9 protein-coding genes, 1 other RNA gene and 1 pseudogene are annotated in these 19156 nt (G+C 62.4%); 10 read left to right on the top strand and 1 reads right to left on the bottom strand.

Annotated elements, in window-relative coordinates:
* From ACFPB1_RS10525 to ACFPB1_RS10570, 10 genes and pseudogenes are all read left to right on the top strand, one after another.
* Positions 1–569, top strand: a pseudogene (locus ACFPB1_RS10525) (hypothetical protein); the annotation flags it as partial.
* A 123-nt stretch (positions 570–692) separates the two neighbouring features.
* Positions 693–1172 (top strand): SsrA-binding protein SmpB, encoded by a 480-nt coding sequence (gene smpB, locus ACFPB1_RS10530; RefSeq protein WP_379224841.1) that lies wholly within the window; start codon positions 693–695, stop codon positions 1170–1172.
* 202 nt (positions 1173–1374) lie between these two features.
* Positions 1375–1737, top strand: a transfer-messenger RNA (tmRNA) gene (gene ssrA / locus ACFPB1_RS10535).
* A gap of 809 nt (positions 1738–2546) precedes the next feature.
* Entirely contained in the window at positions 2547–4340 is a 1794-nt protein-coding gene (locus tag ACFPB1_RS10540) for a sensor histidine kinase (protein ID WP_379224843.1), read from the top strand.
* Positions 4337–5419 (top strand): response regulator transcription factor, encoded by a 1083-nt coding sequence (locus tag ACFPB1_RS10545; protein WP_379224845.1) that lies wholly within the window; start codon positions 4337–4339, stop codon positions 5417–5419. Before ACFPB1_RS10540 ends, ACFPB1_RS10545 begins: the two co-directional genes overlap by 4 nt.
* 140 nt (positions 5420–5559) lie before the next feature.
* On the top strand, positions 5560–7296 hold the full coding sequence (locus ACFPB1_RS10550) for an extracellular solute-binding protein (protein WP_379224847.1): 1737 nt from the start codon (positions 5560–5562) through the stop codon (positions 7294–7296).
* A gap of 92 nt (positions 7297–7388) precedes the next feature.
* On the top strand, positions 7389–8279 hold the full coding sequence (locus ACFPB1_RS10555) for an ABC transporter permease (RefSeq protein WP_379224849.1): 891 nt from the start codon (positions 7389–7391) through the stop codon (positions 8277–8279).
* A 14-nt stretch (positions 8280–8293) separates the two neighbouring features.
* Positions 8294–9181, top strand: a complete 888-nt coding sequence (locus tag ACFPB1_RS10560; RefSeq protein ID WP_379224851.1) for a carbohydrate ABC transporter permease — start codon at positions 8294–8296, stop codon at positions 9179–9181.
* A 591-nt stretch (positions 9182–9772) separates the two neighbouring features.
* The gene (locus ACFPB1_RS10565; protein WP_379224853.1) at positions 9773–13102 is read left to right on the top strand and encodes a S8 family serine peptidase; all 3330 of its coding nucleotides are present in this window, start codon (positions 9773–9775) and stop codon (positions 13100–13102) included.
* 45 nt (positions 13103–13147) lie between these two features.
* Entirely contained in the window at positions 13148–17308 is a 4161-nt protein-coding gene (locus ACFPB1_RS10570) for a S8 family serine peptidase (RefSeq protein WP_379224855.1), read from the top strand.
* Between the two features lie 125 nt (positions 17309–17433).
* Here the strand turns inward: ACFPB1_RS10570 and ACFPB1_RS10575 are convergent, their stop codons facing one another.
* Positions 17434–18993: an NAD(P)H-hydrate dehydratase gene (locus tag ACFPB1_RS10575; RefSeq protein ID WP_379224857.1), complete on the bottom strand. Its 1560-nt coding sequence runs from the start codon at positions 18991–18993 to the stop codon at positions 17434–17436.
* Between the last annotated feature and the right edge of the window lie 163 nt (positions 18994–19156).

Consider the following 19156-nt stretch of genomic DNA (forward strand, 5'->3'; position numbering starts at 1 on the left):
GGGAGCGCGGCGGCGAGCAGCCGGCGGGCGGCAATGCCGGCGGCGCGGCGCCGCAAGCGAACCGGGCGCGCGGCGAGCAGCGCGCGTGGAAGCCGGAGGACGATTACAATCTCGATCGTCTGCTTGGCAATGACCGCAGCGGCGGCGACAACGCCGGCGGCGGCGATCCGAACCCGAACGGCGGCGCCCAAGGCAGCGGCGGCGAACGGCGCAAAGCCATTCGCACCGACATGTGGGGGCTGCCGGTCCGCAACGCCGGGTCGCTCAAGGATTACGGCGAGGACCCGGATGACAGCTACCGCTCGCGCGGCGAAGGCTCGCGGCGCGGACGGGGCGGCGGACGCCGCAGCACGGCCGGCGGCAGCGCGCCGCAAGCCGGCGGCAGCGCGCCGCAAGCCGGCGGCACGGGCTCGCGCCGCAAGAAGAAAGCCGGCGGCAATGCCGCAGCCGGCCAGCTGCAGATCGCGCCGGTGAATGGCGGCGGCGGTCAGGGCGGCGCAGGTCCGCGCAAGAAGAAGTCCGGCGGCGGCAACGCCACGGCGGCCTTCGTCCGGAAGAAACGCAAGTAAAGCGCGGGTTTCGCCCTTGAACCGTGTTGATTTCGGTTCGCAAAGTTGCTACAATGGACTTCTAGCTGCGGTTAGAAGTCCATTTTTATCCGGGGACGGACAGACAAGGGAGAGGTGAACGGCATGGCGAAGAAGAGCGATGGCAAGCAGCTCGCCCAGAATAAGAAGGCTTCCCATGACTATTTCATCGAAGACACCTTCGAAGCGGGCATGGTGCTGATGGGAAGCGAGATCAAGTCGCTGCGGATGGGCAAGGCGAACATCAGCGATGCGTTCGCGACGATCCGGAACGGCGAGATTTTCATCCACAACATGCACATCAGCTACTTCGAGCAGGGGAACCGGAGCAATCCGATGGACCCGACCCGGGCGCGCAAGCTGCTGCTGCACAAGGCGCAGATCCATAAGCTGCTCGGCCTGTCCAAGCAGGAAGGCTACGCGATCGTGCCGCTCAAGATTTACGTCAAGAACGGGTACGCGAAGCTGCTGATCGGTCTCGGCAAAGGCAAGAAGCAGTACGACAAGCGCGAGTCCGCGGCGAAGAAGGATGCCCAGCGCGATATCCAGCGCGCGCTTCGCGAGAAGCAGAAGGTCGCTCGCTAGGGCAGCGGCCGCAGACAAGGAAGCGAAGGAGATCGTCGGCACGGCTTCCAACAAGACATCGGTTCGCAATGGGCCGGCCTGTGGTATACTAATTAAGCAACACAACGACATGCTCGGTAACGTGAGGCCTGCGATTGATCAGGGTTTCATGCGTCGGCGCGTCGCCTGCTAAACGGAGGGCTGATCGCCGTTTATGCGATTCGGGGGCGTTTATGGATTCGACGGGGATAGTTCGAGCATGGGTTGCGGGTAGTGGGGAGCGTCCGCTTCATCAACGCTAAAGCCTATTAAACGGCAAACAACAACAACAACTCGCTTTCGCAGCTTAATAACCTGTGACGCGGCTTCTACCTTGCATCGCCCATGTGCCAGGCTAGGGGCTAACCTTTAGTGGGATACGCCGATCGGTCTCCGCCTGGGGTCGACGGAAGAAGATAATCAGGCTGACCCAAAACGTAGTCGGTTACGGGACGACGTTCGGGTGACATCAATACCGTGACTACACCCGTAGAAGCCTGTGTGGCGTTGTCTTCGGACAGGGGTTCAAATCCCCTCGCCTCCACCATGTAAATCCACTACCGCATGAGGTAGTGGATTTTTGCTTTTCCTAGGCCTATTCACTTGGACAATCCCTTGGGGCTATGATAAGGGGATCAATCGGGATAATAAGGAGAATCTGCAGCATGCTGCTCCTCACTCTCATCTAACCGAAGGTGAATTTGTATAGCGTTTGCGTACGGTATGAGTAGACTTGCCTGTTAAGGCAGGTTTCTTTGGCTGTGCCTTTGTCTATACGACGCCGGTAAGAAGAGACGACAGCATGAAAACAGATGTATTTTTATCCGGAGGGTTTTAATTGATACCGTTAAATAAGAGCGGTTTGCGCACGCTTTATTTGGGTTTATGGTATGAAGGAAATGGCATTTTCGCTTGCGGGTATTCTTGCGCCCGCGTGCGTAAGTCTGCTCTATGAGCCGTTTGGAATAACGGGCATCGTCCTCAACCGCTTGTCGACCGCATCATGCAACCCGCCGCCGATGAAGGGGCCTATTGCTGGTTGTTTCTGATTTTCAGCGATCGGAAGGTTTCCGGAATAGCGGTTCTATATCTAGCGACCGGAATCGTTATCATTGCCGTTACGTTAACGGCTATGCTACTTCGCCGAAGAAAGAGAAGTTAATTATGTTTGGCGGCGGATCGTGGTTTTGCACAGCCACGGCTCGCCTCCACCATCATGAACCACATCCGCCCGAGGATGTGGTTTTTGCTTTGCCGCCGCGCCATCCCTCTCCTTCCCAGAAGGAAAAACGCGCCCGGCAGGCGAATTAAATGTTCCGGACTTCGTGTTCCAGACTCATGGTGAGGTGATGGAGGATGCATCGTACGCATTGGCTGACATCCGCACGAACGGTTCAAGGGAAGATCGGCGTCTTGGCCAGGCTGCGGAACCGGTTCGGGTTTTCCTCGCTTCGCAAGCGCATCATGGCGTTTCTCACCGTCGGCTTCGCCGGCTGCGCCATCTTGATGGCGACGGTATCGTATAATGCGATTTACGCCATGCAGCGCGATAAGATCCAGACCTCGATGACGTTCGATCTGTACCAGCAGACGACCAAGCTGAACCAAATGTACAACAACCTGCTGCTGGTGACGCAGCAGATGACGCCGGAGGGAACGGTCGGCAACCTCATGGAGACCTATGTCTCCGCCAAGGATTCGTACAGCCAGCGCGTGCTCTCGCGCGACATCTCCTACAACATCGGCCTCATCACGTTCTCGAATCCGGCGATGGAGCTCGTCATGTATTATAATCCCGAGAGCGGGCAAGCCGCGTTGTCGAATTTGCCGCTTCGCGGAGACGTTGATATGCAAGCGCTTCCCAATGTAGCCGGCAAGGGCGTGCTGAACTACCAGTCCCCGCACAAATCGTTATGCCGCTTCAGCGACGACCAGGTCGTGTCGGTGACGCGGGACGTGACCTTCTCGGACGGCACGAAGCTGGTCGTGTACGTCGAGGCCAAGACGGATATCGCGACGGACATGAATTCGCTGACGGCGAACGTGAACATGCCGTATACGCTGGCGTTCACCGATGCGTCCGGCGCCGTGACCTACAGCAGCAATCCGGCGGCGCCCGCGGTGGGCGAGCGGCTCCGGCTAAGCGGGGCGTCAGGCGTGACGGACGATTACGTGTGGAGCCGGATGACGGGCGATTACGGCTACGACATCACGCTGCTGCTGCCCGTGAGCAGCTACAATCATGAGCTCTACACCTGGAAGAACCGCATGTATTGGATCCTCGCCGTCGGGCTGCTGATGATGGTGCTCCTCACGCTGCTGCTGCGGCGGCTGATCAACCGGCCGTTCCGCTTGATCGAGAAGGAGATGATCACGTTCGGCAAAGGGTACATGGGCACCCGGCAGTATCATACGGGCATCGACGAATTCGACCGGATCTTCGAGCAGTTCAATATCATGAAGCGGCAGATCCAGCAGCTAATCGTGGAGTCGGAGCAGAAGGAGAAGCGGCGGCATCAGCTGGAGCTCGAGAAGCTGGCGTACCAGATCAACCCGCATTTTCTGATGAATACGCTCAATTCCGTCCGCTGGCTGGCGGTGCTGCACAAGCAGGAGGAGATCGAGAAGTTCGTGGCCTCGCTGATCTTCCTGCTGAGCTACAACCTGGGCAAGTCGGAGGAGACGGCGACGTTCCGTTCGGAACTGCGGGTGATGCGGACGTATTTGGAGCTTCAGCAGATGCGGCATGATTTCGAGGTGGAGCTGGATATCGAGGAGGGCGCCTACCTCGACAGCCCCGTCGCGCGGTTCATCCTGCAGCCCATCGTGGAGAACGCCGTCTGCCACGGCCTGGACGATCACGGCCGGCTGGACATCCGCGTCGCGTCCGACGAGACGGAACGGCTGGTGCGCATCACGATTCGCGACGACGGCAAAGGGCTCAGCCAGGAAACGCTGGCCCTGCTGCAGCGCGACACGCCGGATCAGCAGCAGACGGGCTGGGGGATCGGGCTGCGCTACGTGCGCTCCATGCTGGAATCCTTTTACGGCCCGAATGCCCGCATGGGGATCGACAGCACGCCGAACCGCGGCACGACGGTCACGCTGACCCTGCCGTATATGCAATCCAGAAAGGAGCGGGGGATATGATCCGGGTATTGATCGTGGACGACGACAAGCTGGCGCGCAAAGGCTTGATCTCGATCCTGCCGTGGGCCGAGCACGATATGACGGTGGTCGGCGAAGCCGCGAACGGCGCGAAGGCGCTGGAGTTCATGGAACGGCATGAGGTGGACCTCATGTTCGTGGATCTCTCGATGCCCGTCATGTCGGGCATGGAGCTGCTTCGGGTCGCGCGGCAGAAGTTCCCGGGCCTGCGCTCCGTCGTGCTGTCGTTCCACGAAGAGTTCGAGAACGTGCAGACGGCGTACCGCATGGGCGTGCTCGATTACATCTCCAAGGTGCGGCTGGAATCCGAGGACGACGAGCAGATTCTGAAGCGGATCCGGCAGCAAATGACCAGCGAAGCGCGATTGCCGGCGCCGGCGCCTCGCGCGGCCGAGCTCCCTGCCTGGCCGGCGGCCGCTCCCGGGCCATCCGGCGGTTCCGCGGATGAAGCGCGGTGGGCCGCGCTGGAGCAGGAATGGCGCGCGCATTACTGGCTGTATAACGAAGCGGTGTTCCAGCGGCTCTGCAAGGAGACCATGGAAGCTGGCGTGGCGTTCCGCCGCGTGGAGGGGCTGTTCGTGCGCGTCCTGTCCCAGATGGAGAGCGTGATCGAGCTGGACGCCGAGCCGCGGTCCGACGTCCACGACGTCCGCTCGGCGATCGCGTGGCTGCGCGATTACCGGCAGCGCGTCTATGCGCGGGTCGCCGCCTCCGCGGATTGCGCCAACACGACGATGAGCATCCTGAAGGCGGTGCTGTACATTCGCGAGCAGGCGTCGAATCCGGTGCATGCCGAGGATGTCGCCGATCACGTGCATATGAGCCGAAGCTATTTCAGCCAATGCTTCAAGAAGCTGACGGGCGCCACGTTCAACGAATTCCTGCGGCAGGAGCGGATCGGCGCCGCCGAACGGCTGCTGTGCGAGACCAACCGCTCCATCGCTTGGGTGGCGCAGGCCGTCGGCTACAACGACTCCAAATATTTCTCGCAGCTCTTCTACGAACAGACCCGCCTGCTGCCCTCCGAGTTCCGCGCCCAGTTCCACAAGGGAGAGGAGTGAAGGGGGAAGAATGATCGCGGCAGAGCGAACAAATCTCTACCCCGCGGCGATATGCGCCGCAAAAGCCGACACAACCGTCGGCCTTTTTTTATGCGCTTACATTGTAAAATGAGGAGGCAAGATCAAGAGGGAGGGATTAGATGAAACGGAATATGGCAACGCTGCTGTCGGTCGCATTGCTCGGTCTCAGCTTGACGGCATGTTCGTCCAACAACTCATCCAACACTGATGTGAAAGCGCCGTCAAACGGGAACTCGGGCACGAACGCGAGCACCGGCGCGAACACGCCGCCGCTGACCGGCGACGACCTGGCCTTCTCCAAATTCCCGAAGCCGGTCGACGTCCACATCGGCATGGTGGTGGACCCGACGGACAAAACGCTGCCGGAAGGCGACAGCGTCAGCAACAACCAGTACACGCGCTACCTCAAGGACAAGTACAACATCAACGTCATCGTGGACTGGACCGCGGCGACGGGCAACGATTTCAAGCAGAAGGTCAGCCTGACGATCGCATCCGGCAAGCTGCCCGACGGCATGGTCGTCGACGACCGTTCCTTCATGACCAAGGCGGCCAGCTCGGGGCTGCTGTACGATATCACCGATCTGTTCCAGCAATATTCCTCTTCGCAGGTGAAGGACATCATGAACAGCACCGACGGCCGCGCGATGGAGAACGCCAGCTACAAAGGCAAGATGGTCTCGCTTCCGAACATCACCGTGGATACCGACGGCGTGCACGTCATGTGGATCCGCAAGGATTGGCTCGACAAGCTGAACCTGCCGGTGCCGAAGACGGTGGCGGATATCGAGAAGACGGCGAAAGCGTTCATGGACAACAAGATGGGCGGGGACAAGACGATCGGAATCGCCGGTCCGTCCAAGAACACGTTCCCGTACTCGACGTTCCTCGTCTCCTCCAACAATATGGGCGGCTTCGATCCGATCTTCGGCGCGATGGACGCGTATCCGGGCTATTGGCTCGACAACGGCGACGGGACGGTCTCGTACGGCACGCTGTCGGACAATACGAAGAAGTCGCTCGCGCTGCTGGCCGACTGGTACAAGAAGGGGCTGATCGACCCCGAGGTCGGGACCCGCGACAACGTCGGCGATCCGATCAACGCCAATCAGACGGGCATTTTCTTCGGTCCGTGGTGGAACGGCGGCTACGGCAATGGCGACTCCTTTAAGAACGATCCGACGGCGAACTGGCAGGCCTACCCGGTCTACTCCGACGATAACAAGTGGAACGTGCATATGAAGACGACGGGCAGCACCTACACCTTGATCAGCAAGAACGCCAAGCCGGACGTCGCCAAAGCCATTCTCATCATGAACAACGCGCTCGTGCGCGACGAGGCGACCTTCGATCTGTCCGTGAGCGTGGGCTGGTATCCGCTTCGCAACGTCATGGCCGCGGCCAACGAGACGGAATACGAGTATACCGAGCTGATGAAGGTGCTGAAGGGCGAAACCAAGCCCGAGGATTACAACAAGCCGAACAGCTTGTACAAACTGATGTATTCGGATGCGACCAAAGTGCAGAACGTCGTCAAGCCTCCGTACGACGAATTGAGCGTCAGCAACTTCAACACGGCGAACTTCGGCGACTTCCAGCGGATGTATTCGCTCCTGATCGGCGACCGTCCGTTCGCGACGACGCCGATCGACAAAAAGGTGTACAGCGTCACGTACAACCAGACGCCGACGATGGAGACGAAGTGGGCCAACCTCAAGAAGATGGAAGACGAGACCGTGCTGAAGATCATCCTCGGCCAGGCGCCCGTCGACTCCTTCGACAAGTTCGTGAAGGACTGGAAAGCGCAAGGCGGAGATGAGATTACGAAGGAAGTCGCGGAGCTGCTCAACAAGTAAGGTGCCATGCGGAAGCTTGCGGAAGGCGCCGGCGGTGCCGGTGCCTTCCGCGGGCGCCGCGATTCTGGCGGGAGGACGGAGGTTAGGCCGCAATGCGGAAATTAGGCCATCAGAAGCACTACTATGTCATGCTGCTGCCGGGCATGGTCTGGCTCGCGCTGTTCAATATCGTGCCGATGTTCGGCATTCTCATGGCGTTTCAGAATTATAACCCGGGCCTCGGCCTGTTCAAGTCCGAGTGGGTCGGGCTGGATAACTTCACGTACATGTTTCAGCTGAACGACAGCAAGACGGTCATCGTTAATACGTTCATCATCGCGATCGGCAAGATCGTGTTCAATTTGCTCGTTCCGCTCGTCTTCGCCATCCTGTTGAACGAGCTGCGCGGCATGCGGTACAAGAAGCTGGTGCAGACCGTCGTGTACCTGCCGCATTTCCTATCGTGGGTCATCATGGCGACGATCGTCATCGGGATTTTCGGCTATTACGGCGTTATCAATACGATCATCGGCATGTTCGGCGGGGATCCGAAGCTGTTCATGGCGGATGCGGGGATCTTCCGGCAGCTGCTCATCGGCACCGACGTGTGGAAGGAATTCGGCTTCAACGCCATCATCTATCTCGCGGCGCTGACGGGCGTCAACCTCAATCTATACGAAGCGGCGGCCATCGACGGCGCGAACCGCTGGCATATGATTCGGCATGTCACGCTGCCCGCGCTGTCGACCACGGTCGTGCTGCTCGGGGTCCTCAGCCTCGGCAACGTGCTGAACGCCGGCTTCGATCAAGTGTATAACCTGTACAACCCGCTCGTCTATTCGACCGGCGATATTTTGGACACCTGGGTATACCGGCTGGGCTTGCAAAACCTGCAGTTCTCGCTGGCGACGGCGGCCGGCCTGTTCAAATCCGTCATTAGCTTCGTCTTGATCTTCATCTCGTATCGTCTGGCGTATCGTTATGCCGACTACACGGTATTCTGAGGGAGGGCGCGAAATTGGTCAGAAATAAAACGTTAGGCTCCAGGACGTTTGAAATCGCCAACGTCCTCATCCTCGGCGTGCTGCTCGTGAGCTGCCTGTATCCGCTGTGGTACACCTTCTGCGTGTCGATCTCCGACAAGTCCGCCGCGAACGCGGGGCTCGTCACGATCTATCCGATCGGCTTCTCACTCACGCCGTACAAGGAAATCATCAACGACGGCAACTTCTTCAACGCATTCTGGATCTCGATCCAGCGGACCGTGCTCGGCACGGGCTTCTCGCTCCTCATGACGGTCTTGATGGCGTATCCGCTGGCGCGTCCGAAGAAGGATTTCAAGATGCGCAATACGTTCATGTGGGTGCTCGTGTTCTGCATGCTGTTCAACGGCGGCCTGATCCCGTGGTACCTTACGATCCAGAACTATCATCTGATCAATTCGATCTGGGCGCTCGTGCTCGGCGGAGGCGTGCCGGTGTTCGACGTCATTCTGATCATGAACTTCTTCCGCAACCTGCCGAAAGAGCTGAACGAGGCGGCCGTCGTCGACGGCGCCGGTCCGTGGTCGATCCTGTTCCGGGTGTACATCCCGTGCTCCATCCCCGTGCTGGCGGCCGTGGCGCTGTTCCTGAGCGTGTACCATTGGAACGAGTTCTTCAACGGCCTGGTGCTGATGAACACCGCCGATAAATATCCGCTCCAAACCTATATCCAGCAGCTCGTCGTCAACATTCCGGTCGGCACGAACCTCACGCCCGAGCAGTACAAGAAGCTGTCGGAGCTGTCGAACCGGACGCTGAACTCGGCCAAAGTATTCATCGCCATGGTGCCGATGCTGGTCGTCTATCCGTTTCTGCAGAAGTACTTCATCTCCGGCATCATGCTGGGCGCCGTGAAGGAATAAGGCCGGGGAAGACGAGAAGGCGGCTGCCGTCCCGGCGCCGGTCGGGGCGCGGAAACGCGTTTAGAGGCGTCTCGTTATCCGAACCGCGTAAACCGAGTAAACGGTAATGCCGAAAGCCGACCGCAGGGTCGGCTTTTTCGTGTCGGCTTTTCGGGCTTTGCAGGAATTTAGCGAATAATGTCGGGGGATTTTGACGAAACAAATCGAATAATGTCAATAAAGTTAACGCTAAAAATGAAAATCGCGATAAATTTTCATAAAACGTTAAAAAAATAAATATATTGACTCTCTTAAATCCGCGAATATATAATCTTCTCATAAATTGGGTAGGGATTGTCAGATTTAATGACATGATATCCGGTTTTTCACCACGGTCCGCGTTCGTAAGCATAGACTAACAAGCCGAGGCGGGGGGAACCAGAGAAGAGGTGATTGAACAGTCCGCAGCGTTTTTGCCCATCGGCGGCGAGAACAGCGCGCGGATCGTCGTTTTGCGAGCAATAGTTACTTACTAGTAAGTAAAGTTACTAACCTATTGTTAAAGCGTTTTCATGATCGTTATTCACTATTAGGCGAAGGAAGTGACAAAGCTTGACCAGAAAAAGCAAGAAAATGGCGGCTGCGGTCTTTTCGGCGATGCTGGCGCTTGGAGTCGTAACGCCCGCTTTGGCCATGCAATCCCAGCACCACGATCCGCTGCGAAAAAGCCAAATGAACGAAGAACCCCCCGCGCTTGATTCCGCAAGCCCCGTAATCCCCGCAAGTCTGGACGCGAGCGCCGCGGCCGGTCAAGCATCCGCCGGGCGTCCCGCGTTCGCGAGCATGCTGCCTGCCGTACCCGAATACGCCCCCGGCCGGGTGATCGTGAAGTACCGGTCATCGGACGCTGCCGTCCAGGCAGAATCGCTATCCGCGCAAATTACAGGCGCCAGCCCGCTGCCGGTTCCGAACGCGGAGCTGCTGAAGCTGGCGGAGGGCGCCGACGTACATAGCGTCATCGAGCAGCTGCGGAAGAACCCGAACGTGCTTTACGCGGAGCCCGACTACAAGGTCTCTTCCGCCTTGAACCCACAGACGTTCCGTCCGGCGGAAGACGCCGCCCCGGCTTCCGCGGCGGCCGCGAAGGCGGACGGCTCCCCCATCCTGCCGAACGATCCGCTGTTCCACGAACAATGGGGCCTGCATAACACCGGGCAAGACCTCAACGACGGCTCGGTTCCGGGCGGCACGCCCGACATCGACATGGATCTGCCGGAAGCCTGGGAGATCGCGCAGGGCGGCCAGGACGTCACCGTCGCCGTGATCGGCAACGGCGCCAAGACCGACGTGCCCGACCTGGTCGGCCGGATATGGACCAACCCGAACGAAATTCCGGATAACGGCGTGGATGACGACGGCAACGGGCTCGTCGATGACGTGAACGGCTGGGACTTTCTGCACGACGACAATACGGTGTTCGATACGAGCGACGGCCTGAGCGATCTGCTCGGCACGACGGTCGCCGGCCAGATCGCCGCCGCGATGAACAATAACGAAGGCATCGCCGGCGTCGCGCCGAACGCGAGCGTCATGCCGCTCAAGGTCGTGTCGCCGGACGGCGGCTACTTCTCCGACGTCGTCGATGCGATCGAATACGCCGAAGCGCACGGCGCGAAGATCGCCACGCTCGGCATCGTGTACACCTACAGAAGCAAGCTGATCGAGGACGCGATCAACGCCTCCAGCATGCTCTTCGTCGCTCCGGCGGGCGAGAGCTCAGGCATGTTCGGCCAAACCTTGAACCTCGACGTGGATCCGGTATACCCGGCCGCCTACCCGAGCCCGAACGTGCTGTCGGTGACCGGCGTCGACATTCTCGGCAACCTGGCGCTGGACAATGCGATCGGCCAGCAGTCCGTGGACGTCGCCGCGCCGTCCGAGCTGATCATCTCGACGGTGCCCGACATCGATGCCGGCTATGCGGCACAGATCGACAACGGCACGTACAAAGCCTATTACAACGGCATCGGCTTCGAGGAAGTTCCGATCGACGATCCGCAGTACGCCGGCCAGCGGCAGGATATGTTCGACCGCGCCATGAACTTCCTCAAGCCGGATGGCGCCGAGGCTCCGAGCATTCTGCTCGTGAACGACAGCCAGCGCAGCGGAGGCGGCGGCATCGGACCGATGTACGAGAGCGACCAGCTGGCGGTCTACGAAGAGCTGCTTCAGCATGCCGGCTACGCTTACGACACGGCAACCACGCAGGACGAGAGCTTCGACGGACCGCCCCTCGAGCAGCTGAAGGACTATGACATCGTCGTCTGGTTCACCGGAACGGCGGGGACGCTGAACGGCAAGAAGCTGATTACCGACGCCGACCAGGCCAATCTGACGGCGTACCTGAACGGCGGCGGACACCTGATGCTGACGGGTCAAGACGCTATCGATCAAAGCCCGGCCTCCCCGTTCGTGCGGGACGTGCTCGGCCTGACGATCGTCAAGGAAGGCGGGTACGTCTTTAAGGGCTGGGGCGTGCCGGACACGATCTACGACGGCCAGATCTACAAGCTGATGGATTTCGCGCTGTTCTACGATACGGTCATCAGCAACAAGCCGGACATGACGAAGGTCAACATCAAGAACAGTAACGGCAAGTATTCCTACTCGCAGGGAACGCTGTACGCTGCCGCTTACGCGGCCGGCGTGGCCGCGCTGGTGCAGGGCGAATACCCGGACCTGAGCGCCACGGACGTCAAGCAGCGCGTCGTGACGAGCGGCAAGCCGCTGGACAGCCTCAAGATGAGCACGGCGAGCGGCAGGCTGATCAGCGCGTACCGCGCGCTGTGGAACAAGGACATTCCGGGCATGACGCTGATCGATCCATCCGTGACCGGGAAGCTGGATCATGCGGCCGATCCGAACCATGTCTACGCCGTTGAGCTGAATGCCGGCGAAGAAGCGGCCTTCTCGCTGACCGGCGCGAAGGGCACGGACTTCGACCTGATCCTGTACGATTCCTCCGCGAAGACGGTGGCGAGCCGTGACGGCGCCGTGGCGTTCTCCGAAACGCCGGGGACGTCCTCCGAAACGATCAAGTTCCGTGCGTCCGAGAAAGGCACGTACTACATCAACGTCTATGCCGTTGCCGGCGCAGGCCAGTATACGCTGAACGTCGATTACGGCAACACGTCGGGCAAGTTCGAGGACGACGACGCATCGTTCACGTATGAGGGCGATTGGACGACGGTATCGGACGCTTCGTATTCCGGCGGCACCATGAAGCAGCTGACCGGGGAAGGCTCCGTCAAATTCGGCTTCCGCGGCAACCTGTTCGAATGGATCGGCACGAAGGGCGAGAATTTGGGCGTCGCCGAGATCCGGATCGACGGCTTCCCGGCGGGTTACGCCGACCTTAGCGGCAAGAAGAAGCAAACGCAGCAGTCGCTGTTCAAAATGGTCATCCCGAACGGGCACCACGACGTCGAGATCCGCGCCATGAAGGGCGCAAACCAGATCCTGGCCATCAACCTGGACGCCGTCGCGTTCTCCAGCTTGATCTCGCCGACGTCGAAGGCCGCGAGCTATACCGGCCCGTGGGCGTTCAAGTACGGCAAGAAATACCCGGACGGCTCCGAGAGCTACACGACGACGCCGGGCAGCGCGGTCGAATTCCCGTTCACGGGGACGAAGGTGACGGTCTGGTCCACGACGGGCAGCAACCGCGGCAAGGTGAAGATCTACATCGACGGACAGTCCGTAACGCCGACGCCGGTCGATCTGTACAGCGAGACGACGCGATACCAGGTGCCGGTCTTCACGTCGGGCGAGCTCGCCGGCGGCGCGCATAAGATCAAGATCGAGCATGCGGGCGAAAGCAATCCGAAGTCGAGCGGCGGCATCGTCACGATCGACGGCCTGGACGTCCTGAACCTGAACTAGCCCGAGAGACAGCTATTATTCCGATCCGAAATGGGGTACCTGAACGTGAATCCATCACTTCTCAAAAAATCGCTCTCGCTCGCGGCAATCTCGGTGCTGGCCGGCAGCGTCGTCACGACGAGCCTGCCCGCGGCGCATGCCGTCCCGGGAGACAAGCACTTCATCACGGAGGAAGGCCTGCAGGCGGTCACCCGCCTGCTGCAAGAAGCCGGGCCGGCAGCCGGCGCCGCGGCCTCCGGCGAGGCGTACGTGGCCGAAGACATCAATACGAAGTCGGCGGACGAAATCAACGTCATCGTGCAATTAAGCGGCCAGCCCGCGGCCGTCGGCCGCTATGCGGCCAAGCAAGGCTTCAAAACTTTGGCCGCGGCATCGACCGAGGCGAAGGTGCGCGCCGAGCAGGACGCGTTCGTCCAGCGCGCGCGGGCGAGCAGCGTGCCGTTCAAGGTCGACCGCCGCTTCGATACCGTCCTGAACGGGATGGAGATCACGATCCGCGCGGACGCGATTCCTCAGCTGGCCAAGCTGCCGGGCGTGAAGGCCGTTCATAAGAACATCCGCTATTATCCGGCCGACGTAGCCGACAGCTACCAAGCCGCCGCCGGATCGTCCGCGTTCGATACGGTGCCGCTCGAGCAGATCGGCGTCCTGCAGGCCTGGGAGCAAGGCTACACGGGCAAAGGGCTGAAGGTCGGCGTCCTCGATACCGGCATCGACTACAAGCATCCCGATCTCGCCGGCAATTACGTCGAAGGCGGCTACGATGCCATCAATCTGGATGACGACCCGTACGAGGACCTGCCGGAAGGCGATGGCGAAGGCTCCTACCACGGCACGCACGTCTCCGGCACCATTGCCGGGACGGCCTCGAACCCTACGGCCGAGCACGTGCAGAAGGGCGTCGCTTATGACGCCAAGCTGTACGCGTACAAGGTGCTCGGGCCGAATGGCGGCACGTCCGCGCAGGTCATCGACGGGATCGAGCATGCCGTCGAAGACCAGATGGACGTTATCAACATGTCCCTGGGCAGCGACCTGGAGAAGGATCCGAATTCGCCGGATGCCATCGCGGTGAACAACGCCGTCCTGGCGGGCGTCGTCGCCGTCGTCGCGAACGGCAACGCCGGCGCGGGCAATCATTATTATTATTCCATGGGCTCGCCGGCATCGGCGCAGCTGGCCATCTCCGTCGGCGCGGTGACGAGCGAGAGCATCCGCGTCGCGGGCGGGGTGCGCAGCGAGGTCGGCTCCACGGCGCACGAGGCGCACATGGACTTGATGAGCTGGACGCTGGACAAGGAGAACTTCAACGAGATGTTCGGCGACGGCCCGATCAAGGGCGTGTACGTCGGTCTCGGGTCGAACGACGATTACGATGGCCTCAGCAAGGAGTTCCTGGCCGATAAAATCGTCTTCATCTCCCGGGGCAATCTTACCTTCGACGAGAAGGTGAAGAACGCTGCCAAGCACGGCGCGAAGGCCGCGGTCATCTTCAACGGCAACGCCATCAGTCCGGAAATCAACGAACCCGATCTGTCCGAGAATATCGAGGGCCGCAACGGTCCGATCGGGCCGGTGGCCTTCCTCGGGGACAGCTACGACTATATCCCGACGTTCGACATGGCGGGCGATTCGGGACGCGCCTTGGCCCGCGAACTGAAGGCGCATCCGAACGAAACGCTGCAGTTCACGATGAAGAACGATTTCGAGAAGACGCCCGCGGCGGGCGACTTCATGGCGGACTTCAGCTCCAGAGGCCCGAACTCGGACGGCAACTACGGCATCAAGCCGGACCTGAGCGCGCCGGGCGTGCAAATCTTCTCGTCCGTGCCGGCTTACGGCGCAGCGAATCCGGACGCGAACTACGACCAAGCGTACGCTAAGATGAGCGGCACGAGCATGGCGACGCCGCACGTGGCGGGTCTCGCTCTGCTGATCAAGCAGGCGCATCCGGAATGGACGCCGACCGACATTCGCGCCGCGCTGGCGAATACGGCCGAGGAGATCGTCGACCAGGACGGAACGCCGTACGACGTCTATTCGCAAGGCGCCGGCCGGGTCGACGTCATGCACGCGATCGACACGCGCGCAATCATCGAATCGCTGGATCAGATCACGATCTATGACGACAAGATGAACCCGACGGTCATCCCGAGCGAGGCGAGCAGCGTCAGCTTCGGCCTGATGCAGCCGGGTGACGAGGCGGCGAAGCCGCTCCGCGTCAAGAACCTGTCGGAAGCGGCCGTGACGTACAGCGCGCAGGTCGTCATGCATCCGTCGGTCACCTCGGACCCGCATGACCCGGTTCCGACGCCGGATACCGGCAAGATCGCGGTGAAGCTGACCGGTCTCGCGGGCGACGCGGTGACGGTGGCGAAGGGCGGCGCGGTCGAATTCGGCTTGACGGCGGCTGTCAGCCCGCAGGCGAAGGTCGGCGTATACGAAGGCGAAGTGCTGCTCGAGAGCGACGGCCTTCCATCCCTGCACCTGCCGTTCGCGATTCACGTCGGCAAAGACTCGGAGGACAACGACTTCCCGATCCAGAACCTGACGCTCAGCGGCACGACCGTGTCGAAGGACGCGCCGATCGACGTCACGGCATCGCTGCCGACGGGCACTATCAATCATCTGTACGCGGCGATCTATGATCTGAACGACCAGCCGCTCGGCATCCTGGCCGAATACTACGATCTGGACGAGGAGAAGGACATCCTGAAGCCGCTCCCGTCCGACTTCGTCATCCCGGAATTCGACGGTTCGTACAACGTCGGCACCTGGCTGAACGACGGCAACAAGTATAACGAGCAGCTGCCGGAAGGGCGGTACAAAGTCGTCCTTGTCGCTTCGGAGTACGACGCTGCCTACAATCTCGTCGATCAATCCGCGGCGTTCAAAACGTTCTATGTGAGCGAAGACGAAGGCACTACGCCTCCGCCGCCGCCGACGGACCCGGGCTCGTTCCCGAGCTTCCCGGTTCAGCCGAACGACGCGGCCTATAACAAGGACGTGGCCGCATCCGTGATCGATAAGGGCCAGACGGGCGTTACCGTCGCGGCGCAATCGAGCCTGACCGGCGCGCAATTGGCGGTAACCGTCAATGACGCCGATCTGCAAGCGGCGCTGAAGGACGCGAAGCCGCCGGTCGCGCTGACCATCGGCGCGGCTTCCAAGGAGGCATCCTCCGCGACGCTGACGCTGACCGCCGCGCAGGCGAAGCAGCTGAAGGACGCGGGATTGACCGGCGCGCTCGTCTTCGCCTGGAACGACGCGTCCGTCTCCCTGCCGCTGTCGGCTCTGGCCCGTACGGCCGAGGGCGCGGACATCGTGATTACGATCAAGCGGGACGAAACCGGCAAAGCCGAGTTCGCGAAGCAAGCGCCGGACGCGACGGTGCTGGGTACGCCTTACGTCTTCGAAGCGAGCACGGTCAGCGGCGGCACGGCTTCGCCGCTCAAGCTGAACGCGGACGAAGCCGCGGCGCGCTCGTTCCTGGTTGCCGGCGACGCGGGCACGGCCGGCGCGCTGTACCTCGAGGGCGGCAAGGTCTATCCGGTTCCGGCCGCGATGACCAGGACCGCGGACGGCGCCACGATCGCGACGATCCGCCGTCCGGGCTTCTCGACGTATGCGGCGGCCACGCGCCATGCCGCATTCGCCGATACGGACAAGTCCTGGGCGAAGGAGCAGATCCAGTCGCTCGCGGACAAATTCCTGCTGAACGGCACGACGGCGACGACGTTCTCGCCGAAATCGAACGTAACCCGCGCGCAGTTCGCGTCCATGCTCGTCCGGGCGCTCGGCCTGCAGGCGCAGGATGCGGCGGCGCCGTTCGGCGACGTGAAGCGCGGCGACTGGTTCGCCTCCGACGTAGCGACGGCGTACGCGGCCGGGCTCGTCACAGGAGCGGACGGCCAGTTCAAGCCGAACGCGACGATTACGCGCCAAGACTTGACGGTCATGCTGGCGAGAGCGATCAAGCTCATCGGCCTGCAGCCATCGGGCACGGCCGGCTCGCACGCTTACGCGGACGCCGCGCAGTTCGGCGGCTACGCGAAGGACAGCATCCGCATCGTCACGGATGCCGGCCTGATGCAGGGCGTCGAGGCGCAGGGCAGCTACTACTTCCATCCGGCCGACGCGACGACGCGCGAAGCCGCGGCGAAAGTGCTGCATGACCTGCTGAAAGCCTCCGGGCGCATGCATTAATGCGGTGAATAATTAAGGAAGAGAACGAAAAGGCTGCCGAGCTCGGCAGCCTTTTCGTCGTTATCGGGGCAGGAGAGCGCCTAGGAGGCGGCGGGCGAGTCTCGGCCTGCTCACCCGAGGCGGCTTCACAGCGCCTCGATGATGTCGCCGGCGATCAGGCCGGCTTCCGTGGCGCGGGCGGCGACGGCCCGGTCGCCGGCTTCGCCGTGCAGGTACACGCCGGCCGCGGCCGCTTGCCCGGCGGTCAGCCCTTGGGCGAGCAGGCCGCCGATGATGCCGGCCAGCACATCGCCCGAGCCTCCCGTCGCCATGCCGGGATTGCCGGTCGGGTTCACGTACGCCGTCCCGTCCGGCGTCGCGACGACCGTGCCGGCGCCCTTCAGCGCGAGCGTGACGCCGTGCCGCTCGGCGAAGCGCCGCGCGAGGCCGATCCGGTCGCGCTGCACCTCGCGGACGGTCAGGCCGCAGAGCCGCGCCATCTCGCCGGGATGCGGCGTCAGCACGACCGGCGCCCGGCGGCGCGGCCAGGCGGCGAAGGGCTCGCCGCCGCCGTGTTCGCCGGCGGCGGCCAGCATGTTCAAGGCGTCGGCGTCCGCGACCAGCGGGACGCCGTCCGCCGCTTCCCAGACGGCGCGCAGCCAGGCGCCGTCGCCTTCCCATCGGCCGAGTCCCGGGCCGATGACGAGCGCTTGCTTGCCGGCGGCCAGCGCGGCAAGCGCCTCGGGCGGCGCGGCGCGCCAATCGCCGCGCCCGTCGTCGGGCACGCCGTGCAGCATCGCTTCCGGCAGCCGCCCGGCCATGGGCAGGGCAAGCGCCTCCGGCAGTGCCCAGCTGACGAGCCCGCTGCCGGCGCGCAGCGCCGCCTTCGCGGCGAGCAGCCCCGCGCCGCTCATCGCCCGCGAGCCCGCGGCGATCAGCGCGTGGCCGTACGTGCCCTTATGCGCGTCGGCTTGGCGGCGAAGCGGCCACGCGAGGCCGAGCCGCTCGCGGAACGCCCGCTCGCCGAGCGCGAACGCGCGGACGTCCATCGCCGCGGCCAGCGCCTCGGGGATGCCGATGGGCCGCACGACGACGCGGCCGGCCGCCTCCGCGCCGGGATGCTGCAGCAGCCCGCGCTTCGCCAGCGCGAGCGCGACGGTGACGGACGCGCGGATGCACGGCTCGGCCGTCCCGCCGGTGTCGGCGTTCAGGCCGCTCGGGATGTCCGCCGCCACGATCGGCAGCCCGCTCGCGTTCGCCGCCCGGATCAGCGCGGCGTACGGCTCCCGCGGCGCGCCGGCCGTGCCGGTGCCGAGCAGCGCGTCGACGAGGCCGTCGCAGCCTTCCCAGGCGGCGGGGCCGGCGTCCGCGAAGGCGCGCGCGGGAATGCCGAGCCGCTCCGCGATGCCGCGCTGCACGGCCGCGTCGCCGGTCAGCTGCTCCGGCGGCACGGCGTATACGAGCACCGCCTCATGGCCGAGCTCGCGCAGATGCCGCGCGCAGACGAGGCCGTCGCCGCCGTTGTTGCCTTTGCCGACGAGGATCGCCCATGCGGCCCGGGGTTTGCCCGCCTCGGCGAGCAGCCGGACTGCCTCCTCGGCGATGGCCCGGCCCGCGTTCTCCATCAGGACCAATGCCGGAATGCCGAGGCCGTCGATCGTTTGCCGGTCCAGCCGGCGCATTTCTTCGGATGTGACCAGGTACATGGAGCGTCCTCCCATCGATTCGTTTGTCGGGCAGGGGTTGTCCCGTTTCCTTCGATCTTACCCGTTTCCCCGGCCGGGAACAATGGGAGGCGCCAGACGCGCGGGCAGAGGCGGCTGCTGCTTGACCCTGCGGGTCCAGATTGCGAAGGCCGGGAGAAGCAGC

Origin of the sequence: Paenibacillus sp. GCM10023250 (genome assembly GCF_042653205.1) — a bacterium.
GTDB lineage: Bacteria > Bacillota > Bacilli > Paenibacillales > Paenibacillaceae > Paenibacillus_Z.